Raw genomic sequence first — 8,375 nt, 5'->3', positions numbered from 1 at the left:
GGTGCGGGCGTAGTCGAAGACCAGCACGTCCGGCTCGCCGGTCGCCGCGAGGCGGTCCGCGAGGGCACGCAGGGTGTGCGGCGTGAGGGTGTCGTCGCCGTCGAGGAAGAGCAGGTAGTCGCCGCCCGCCTCGTCGACACCGGCGTTGCGGGCGGGACCCAGCCCGGCGTTCTCCGCGAGGTGCAGCGCCTTCACGCGGGGGTCGCGGGCCGCGTACTCGTCGATGATCGCGCCGCAGCCGTCCGGCGAGCGGTCGTCCACCGCGATCAGCTCGAAGTCGGCGTAGGACTGCGAGAGCACCGAGTCCAGGCACTCGGCGAGGTACGCCTGGACCTGGTACGCGGGGACGATGACGCTGAACCTGGGCAAGGCACATCCATGGGTCGGTCGGCGCGGGCCTTCTGCCCGGCAACGGCCGCCCAGATGACTTGGTTACGGCTCCTACGGCATACGGGGGACGCCCGGGGGAGCCGTACCGATTCCCCCGGGCAACACCTGTACGGACGCGGTTACTTGACCGCTCCCGCCATCACCCCGGACACGAACTGCCGCTGGAAGGCGAAGAACACGGCCAGCGGGATCACCATCGACAGGAACGCGCCGGGCGCGAGCACGTCGATGTTGTTGCCGAACTGCCGTACCTGGGTCTGGAGCGCCACCGTGACCGGCTGGGAGCCGGACTTGGTGAACACCAGCGCCACCAGCATGTCGTTCCACACCCACAGGAACTGGAAGATGCCGAGGCTCGCGATGGCGGGCGCGCCCAGCGGCATCACCACCCGTGCGAACAGCCGGAGTTCGCCCGCGCCGTCCAGCCGGGCCGCCTCCAGCAGCTCGCGCGGGATCTCCGCGAAGAAGTTCCGCAGCAGGAACACCGCGAACGGCAGCCCGAACCCGATGTGGAACAGCACCACGCCCAGGATGGAGCCGAACAGCCCGACCTTGCCGAAGAGTTCGGCGATCGGGATCAGCGCCACCTGCACCGGCACGACCAGCAGCGCGACCACGCCGAGGAACCACCAGTCGCGGCCGGGGAACTCCATCCAGGCGAACGCGTAGGCGGCCAGCGAGCCGATCACCACCACGCCGAGCGTCGCCGGGACCGTGATCAGCACGGTGTTGACCAGCGAGTGGGTGATGTCGCCGTTCTCCAGCAGCTTGCCGTAGCTCTCGAAGGTGAGCTTGGACGGCTCGGTGAAGACCGTCCACCAGCCGCTCGCGTTCATGTCCTCCGGCGAGCGCAGCGAGGAGATCAGCAGTCCGATGGTCGGCACCAGCCAGAACAGCGCCACCAGGACCAGGAAGAACTGGACCAGGCCGCCGCCCAGCCCCTGGACCAGCCGGGCGCCCAGCGAACGCCGGCCCCGCACGGTGTCCTTCGCGGGCAGCTCGCGCACCCGTCCCGCGCTCTCGGTGTGCGTGCTCATGGCCTGCCCTCCCGCCGCAGCCTGCGGATGTTGAACAGCATCACCGGGATCACCAGCAGCAGCAGGAACACCGCGATGGCGCTGGCCACGCCGGGCCGCCCCTCGGAGAAGCCCTTGCGGTACAGCTCCAGCGCCAGCACGTTCGCGTCGTCCTGGGACGAGCCCGGCGCGATGATGTAGACGAGGTCGAACACCTTCAGCACGTTGATCATCAACGTGACGGTGACGACCGCGAGCACCGGCGCCAGCAGGGGCACGGTCACCTTGCGGAACACCTGCCACTCACTGGCACCGTCCACCCGCGCCTGCTCCAGCAGCTCCCTCGGCACCCCCGCCAGCCCCGCCGCGATGAGCACCATGGCGAAGCCGGCCCACATCCAGACGTACGAGCCGATGATCGCCGGGGTGACCAGGGCCGGGCCGAGCCAGTCGACGCCGTTGTACGCCTCCTTGAAGTTGGCCGCCGGAAGCCTGAGCCGGGCCCCGTCCGCCGCGGCGGGCAGGGTGAAGGTGCCGTCCCCGGCCGCCTTCGCCGAGGCCACCACCTTGCCGTCCTTCACGGCCTCGATCCGCATCCCGGCGTACCCGCGCTCGGCCGGGTCCGGGGCGCCGAGCCTGCCGACGCCCTTGCCGCGGGTGAAGTCCTGCCAGACCGTGCCGGTGACCTTCCCCGGCTCCGGCCGGGCGGCGACGGCCCGCCCCGCGTCGTCCGGGAACTGGTCCGGGGCCACGCCGACCATGGGCAGCGCGACCGGGGTGCCCGCCTTCACCGGGTCCCGGGTGACGAAGGCGCCGCCCTGTCCCACCAGCGGCGACTCACGGCCGGGATGCGCCTTCGGGAACGCCGACGACTGGGCGAAGGAGTCGTGCACCCCGACCCACACCGCGTTGGCGACCCCCTTGTCCGGGTCCTGGTCGTACACCAGCCGGAAGATGATCCCGGCGGCCAGCATCGAGATCGCCATCGGCATGAAGACGATCAGCTTGAACGCCGTCCCCCAGCGCACCCGTTCGGTCAGCACGGCGAAGACCAGGCCGAGCGCGGTGGAGACGGTGGGCGCGAACACCACCCAGATCACGTTGTTCTTCAGCGCGGTGCGGATGCCGTCGTCGGTGAACAGCGCCTGATAGTTGTCGAACCCGGCGAACCGGTCGCCCGAGGAGTCGTAGAGACTGCGGACGACCGAGTACCCGATCGGGTAGAGCACGAGTGCGCCGAGCAGCACCAGGGCCGGCAGCAGGAAGAGCGCCGCCACCACCTTGCGCGTCCCGGTCACGCTCCTGCGGCTCTTCGGCGCGGCCGGGCCCGCAGGGGCGCCGGCCGCCGCTGCCGATGCCATGACCGGATCAGCCCCCGTTCCCGTACGCGGCCGCCGCGTCCTTCTCCAGCCTCGCCTGGGTGCCCGCGACGTCCTTCGGGTTCTTCAGGAAGTCCTGGAGGTCCTTCCACTCGCCCTTGCCGGGCGTGCCGCCGAACGCCTGGGGCGCCTGGTCGGACATGTCGAAGCGGAAGTCGTCGCCGGACTTGATGAGCGCCTTGGCGATGGTGCGCTGGGTCTCGTTCGGGTACGCCGAGTCCGGCACGTTCTTGTTGGGCGAGAGATAGCCGCCGAGCTTGGCCTGGACCGTCGCCGCATCCGGGGAGGCCAGGAAGGTCGCCAGCGCCTGGGCGCCCTTGGAGTCCTTCAGGATCACCGCCGCGTCACCGCCGGAGACCACCGGCGCGGTCGAGCCGACCGACGGGAAGGGGAAGACCTTGGCGTCCGCGCCCACCTTCGCCTTGGTCTCACCGATGTTGACCTGGGCGAAGTCGCCCTCGTAGACCATCGCAGCCTTGGGCTGGTCGCCGCCCGTGAAGGTCTGGGTCACCGAGGCCGGGAACTCGGTCTGCAGCGCGCCGTCCGCGCCGCCCGCCACGTAGTCCTTCTTGCCCCAGATCTGGGCGAGCGTGGTGAGCGCCTGCTTCACCGAGGGGTCGGTCCACTTGATCTCGTGCTTGGCGAGCTGGTCGTACTTCTCCGGGCCGGCCTGGGAGAGATACACGTTCTCGAACCAGTCGGTCAGTGTCCAGCCGTCCGCGCCGCCCACCGAGAAGGGGGTCACGCCGGAGTCGTACACCGCCTGCGCGGCGGTCAGCAGCTCGGCCCAGGTCTTCGGCTCCTTGGCGCCCGCGTTCTCGAAGACGGGGGCGTTGTACCAGATCAGCGACTTGTTGGCGGCCTTGTAGTAGACGCCGTACGGCTTGCCGCCGACCTTGCCGATGTCCTGCCAGCCCTGCGAGTAGTTCTTCGACAGCTCCTTCACGGCGTCCGGGCCGAGCGGCTTGGCCCACTTCTTGTCGACCGCCTGCTTGATCGCGCCCGGCTGCGGCAGCAGCGCCACGTCCGGCGGCTGCCCGCCCGCGATCTTGGAACCGAGGAAGTTGATGATCGGGTCCTGCGCGGGCACGAAGGTCACCTTCGCGCCCGTGCGCTTCTCGAACTCCGCCAGCACCTTCTTGAAGTTCGCCTGCTCGGTACCGGTCCAGACGGCGGCGACCTCGAGTTCCGTGCCGTTCAGCTTCGGCAGGGTCACCGTGGAGGCGGTGGCACCGCCGCCGCCCTCGTCGGCGTCCTTCTTACCGTCACCGCCGGAGCAGGCGGTGAGCGTCAGTGCCCCCGCGACCAGCGCGGCGAGGGCGGCTCCGGCCCGGTGTCCTCGGATGGTGTCGCTCGGCTTGCGCATCACTTCCCCGTTCGTCGTTCTCCGTTGAACGCCTGAACTCAGCTTGTGCGCTCCGGTGTACGCCGGGCCGCCCCGGTGCGGCAAGAGCACCCGCAGGGTCCGGCCACGCATCGTGACCGGCTCGTGATCATCCGGGTATGCGTGTCGGCGCCGGTTCATCGCCGTACCCCGGTGGTCAGAGCAGCGACGGCACCTGACCCGCCGACACCTGGCGGGCCGCCCGCTCCACCGCGCTCGCCAGCAGGGCCAGGTCGGTGGGGCCGTTGCCCAGCTCCCGCACCGGGCGCCGGGTGGGGGGATCACCCATCCGTTGCCAGTCCAGCGGCAGGACGGTCGGCCGCTGGGTCGCGGTGCGCGGTATGCGGCCCGTCACCCGGCCGCCCTGCACCCCGGTGACCCGGCCGTCCGGGTACGCCAGCACCCCGCGCCCCGGCGCCGGTTCGCCTTCCGCGCTCCGCTCGGCGGGTCCCGTACCGCGTCCGCCGGAGGGCGCGTCCAGCGTCACCCGCAGCGTGGCCCGCCGCGCCGGTTCCGTATCCGCCGTACGGCCGCCCGTGCCGGTCGCGGTCACGAGGTGCACGCCGAGCCGCTCGCCCTCGCGGGCCACCGCCTCCAGCGCCCGGACCACCGAACCGGCGGCGGGCCGGCCCGGCGAACCCAGCGCCGGGGAGACCAGGGCGTCCAGATCGTCGACGACCACGACCAGCCGGGGCAGCGGGGGCGCCGCCTCGACGCGCTGCCGGGCGGCGCCGGGCCGCAGCCGCAGCGTGGAGCTGGGCGGCGCCTCCAGATCGCCGTTGCCCGGACCGCGTCCGCCGGGGCCGCGCTGGGCCACCATCCGGCCGGACACCTCGTGCGCGGTGTGCCAGTGCGCGAAGTCGGTCAGCCCGACCAGCTCCGCCCGACGCTTGAGCTCCGCGCTCAACGACTGCGCGAACTCCCGCATGCGCACCGGGTCGTTGGCGATCAGATGGGTCGTCACATGCGGTATGTCGGTACAGGAGCGCAGTCCCTCGCCGGCCCCGGCCGCCGTGCCGACGCCGTCCCGGCCGTCGATCAGCACCATGCCGAGCCGGTCCGGGCGCTCGGCGGCGGCCAGCGACGCCACCACCGCCCGCAGCAGCTCCGTACGCCCGCTGCCGGGCGGCCCCTCGACCAGCAGGTGCGGGCCGTCGGCCACCAGGTCGGCGGTGACCGGGCCGCGCGGACCGGCGCCCAGCACCGCGCGGGCCCGGCCGCCCAGCGACTCGGTGTCGTCGGCCGCGTCCGCCCAGCGCGCCATCAGCGAGGCCGGGGTGGCACGGGCCAGCCCCAGTTCGTCCAGCAGCCGGGCCGACAACGGCAGTGGCACCGCCACCCGCGTGTGCCGGTCCTCGGCCGGGGCGTCCGGGCGCAGTGGGGCCAGCGCCCGCGCGAACCGCTCCGCCCAGGCGGGCGACACCGCGTCCACGGCGGCGAGGGTGCCCGGTCCCACCGGACCGGTCGGCGCCACCCGCATCAGCCGCAGCGCGGTCGCCACGTCCCCGCTGAGCAGCGCCACCGCGCCGCACTCGCGGAAGGTGGGCGTCACCGCGCAGGCCGCCTCGTAGGTCTCCGTCAGCGGCGAGGCGGGGGAGGCGGGCACGGTCTCGGCCAGGCACACCACGTGCACCCCGGCGCGCGGCCCGCTCACCGCCAGCCGCGCCACGTCCTCCCGCAGCGCCGAGCCGCCGGGGTCGCCGTCCACCACGACCACCGTGTACGGCCCTGGGTGCCCGTGCGGGCCCGGCCGGAAGGAGGCGGGGTCGGCGTCGGACTCGACGCGGCGCAGCAGCTCGCCGGTGCGGGCGGCCGCCTGTTCGCGGTCGTAGGCCAGCAGCAGCCGGCAGTCCTGGCCGTGGCCCGGCCGGACGTGCGGCAGCCAGCCCAGCCAGGACCACTCGGCGGTGCGCTCCTCCACCGAGCGGGCGCGGTCCGCGCTGATCAGCACGATCTCCAGCAGGTCCGGCGAGTGCAGCGCGGCCAGCTGCGCCAGCACCGCGCGGGCCAGCCCCGCGAGCCGGGGGCGCGGGCCGGCCAGGCCCAGGGCGCCCGCCTCGCGCAGCGCGGCCGTCACCGGCACCGCGGGCAGCGCCGAGCCGTCCGGCGCGGTCCGGTCGGCGGTGCCGAGCCGCACGGCCAGGGCCTCGCGGTGCCCCGGGCCCCGCTCCCAGAGCCGGGGGCCCGGCCCGAGCGCCGTCAGCAGCAGCGCGGCCGGGTCGGGCCAGGTCTCCGGGCGCCGGAACGCCTCGGGCAGCGCGACGGGGGCCGCCTCGGCGTACGGCGCCTCCTCGGCGGGGAGGTGCTCGCCCCGGCCGCCGGTCAGCTTGCGGGCCCAGGCGCCGATGCCCCGGCGGCGCGCTGGCATGTCGGTGCCCCGGACGGGGGTGCCCTTACGGGTGGGGGAGTCCAGCTCGTCGGGGTGGGCCTCGTCGGGCCGGTGGCCGGCGTGGGTGTCGTGCTCCCGGTAGCCGCCGGTGAGGTGGTCCGCGGCCCGGCTCTCGATCCGGGGCGCCCGGCCCTGCTCGGGCACGGCGGCCCGCTCCACGCGCTCGGCGCCGATCCGGCCGGCGGTGCCGTACGCGTGCCCCGTCGGGCCGTCGGGCGCGGCCGGTGCCGGGGCGGTGTCCGGGCTTTTCGGGGCGCGGGCGTCCGGGTCCTCCCCGAGGGGCACCCGGATACAGCCCTCGCCGTCCGCCACGGTGCGCACCCGCGCTCCGGGTCCCCCCGACGGGGTCACCCTGAGCGCGGATTCACCCAGGCGCAGCAGACCGCCCGACGGGAAGCGCAGCGGGCGGCCGGTGACGCGGGCACCGTCCAGCGTGGTGCCGTTGGTGGAGTCGAGGTCGGCGACCGAGACCCGGCCCTCTGCGGTGACCGTGACCGCGCAGTGCAGCCGGGACACGTCCGGGTCGTCCAGGGGCACGTCGGCGTCGGCGGAGCGGCCCACCGTTATCCGGCCGCCGTGCAGCAGATGGACCCCGCCCGCGTCCGGGCCCGCGACCACATGGAGCTGGGTCGGGGCGTCGTCCAGCTCGGGATGCGGCTCCGGGGCCACCGGGGCGCCCAGCGACAGCACCGCGCCGTCGACCAGCGGGGGCTCGCCGAGGGTGTGGCGGCGCGGGTCCAGGCGGTCGGTGCCCGCGTACAGCACCACGGGGGCGCCGCCGTCCCGGCCGGCCCCGCTCTCGCCGGTGACCGCCGAGGCCAGCGCGGGCGCCACCGCCGCCAGCTCGGTGCCGGTGGGCGCGGTGACCAGCACGTCGCGCGTCGCGGCGCCACCCCGCCCCGGGGACGCGCCCTGCGGATCTACGACGGTCAGCCGGATCTGCATCGCCGTCAGCGGTCCCTTCCGCCCGGCCGCGGAGGTCCCCCACTCCGCACGGGCACGTAGGCCAGTACTGCACGCATCCTCGCACCTGTCGCGACCCTCCCGCCCGCGCCCCGGTACGAAGTGATCTTGATTGGTCAGCTCTGCCCCCAAAAGTGCCTGACCAGTAACGCGGCGGCGATCACTTGAGATCGGTCACGCACCGGAACCGGCAACCGGCGGACCGAGGTGAGCGTCTTTCCACCGAACACGTGCCGGAAGCCGCACGTAGTACTCAGGGGGCGGCTTCCGGAGGGGCCACTACAGTGGTCGGAACGCCGGAACACCCCGGCGGCAATCGGCGAACAAGCAGCAGGGAGCGCGTGACGTGCGGCCAGTCGGCAGCAAGTACCTGCTCGAGGAGCCGCTCGGACGCGGCGCCACGGGCACCGTCTGGCGCGCCCGCCAGCGGGAGACGGCGGGCGCCGAGGCGGCCGTGGCGGGCCAGCCCGGTGAGACGGTCGCCATCAAGGTCCTCAAGGAGGAGCTGGCGAGCGACCCGGACATCGTGATGCGCTTCCTGCGCGAGCGCTCCGTACTCCTCCGGCTCACCCACCCCAACATCGTCCGGGTCCGCGACCTGGTCGTCGAGGGCGACCTGCTGGCGCTCGTCATGGACCTCGTCGAGGGCCCCGACCTGCACCGCTACCTGCGCGAGAACGGCACCTTCTCGCCCGTCGCCGCCTCCCTGCTCACCGCCCAGGTCGCCGACGCGCTCGCCGCCAGCCACGCCGACGGCGTCGTCCACCGCGACCTGAAGCCCGCCAACGTGCTGCTGCGCCAGTACGACGGCCGGATGCACCCGATGCTGACCGACTTCGGCATCGCCCGGCTGG

The 8,375-nt window shown here is 73.8% G+C and carries 6 protein-coding genes; 1 reads left to right on the top strand and 5 read right to left on the bottom strand.

Translation table 11 applies throughout. The annotated features are described in order from the left end of the window. The 5 genes from CCN33_RS00470 to CCN33_RS00450 form a co-directional block, all read right to left on the bottom strand. Window positions 1-369: glycosyltransferase family 2 protein (locus CCN33_RS00470; RefSeq protein WP_140394442.1), on the bottom strand; the 369-nt coding region annotated here is incomplete at its 3' end. Between the two features lie 140 nt (window positions 370-509). Next, window positions 510-1,427, bottom strand: a complete 918-nt coding sequence (locus CCN33_RS00465; protein WP_086689957.1) for a carbohydrate ABC transporter permease — start codon at window positions 1,425-1,427, stop codon at window positions 510-512. Next, entirely contained in the window at window positions 1,424-2,767 is a 1,344-nt protein-coding gene (locus tag CCN33_RS00460) for a carbohydrate ABC transporter permease (protein WP_208621620.1), read from the bottom strand. The genes CCN33_RS00465 and CCN33_RS00460 overlap by 4 nt, the downstream gene beginning before the upstream one ends. Before the next feature lie 7 nt (window positions 2,768-2,774). Then, a complete protein-coding gene (locus CCN33_RS00455; protein ID WP_086689953.1) occupies window positions 2,775-4,151 on the bottom strand; it encodes an ABC transporter substrate-binding protein in 1,377 nt (458 codons plus the stop codon). A 175-nt stretch (window positions 4,152-4,326) separates the two neighbouring features. Further along, window positions 4,327-7,503, bottom strand: coding sequence for an FHA domain-containing protein (locus CCN33_RS00450; RefSeq protein WP_086689951.1), 3,177 nt, complete (start codon window positions 7,501-7,503; stop codon window positions 4,327-4,329). Between the two features lie 364 nt (window positions 7,504-7,867). Here CCN33_RS00450 and CCN33_RS00445 point away from each other — a divergent pair. Continuing rightward, window positions 7,868-8,375 (top strand): serine/threonine-protein kinase (locus CCN33_RS00445; RefSeq protein WP_140394441.1); only part of this gene is annotated, 508 nt, incomplete at its 3' end.

This window comes from Streptomyces recifensis (assembly GCF_002154615.1).
In the GTDB taxonomy this organism is placed as follows: domain Bacteria; phylum Actinomycetota; class Actinomycetes; order Streptomycetales; family Streptomycetaceae; genus Streptomyces; species Streptomyces griseoluteus.
Note: the sequence above shows the minus strand (reverse complement) of the source record. Positions and strands in the feature narration are given on the sequence as shown.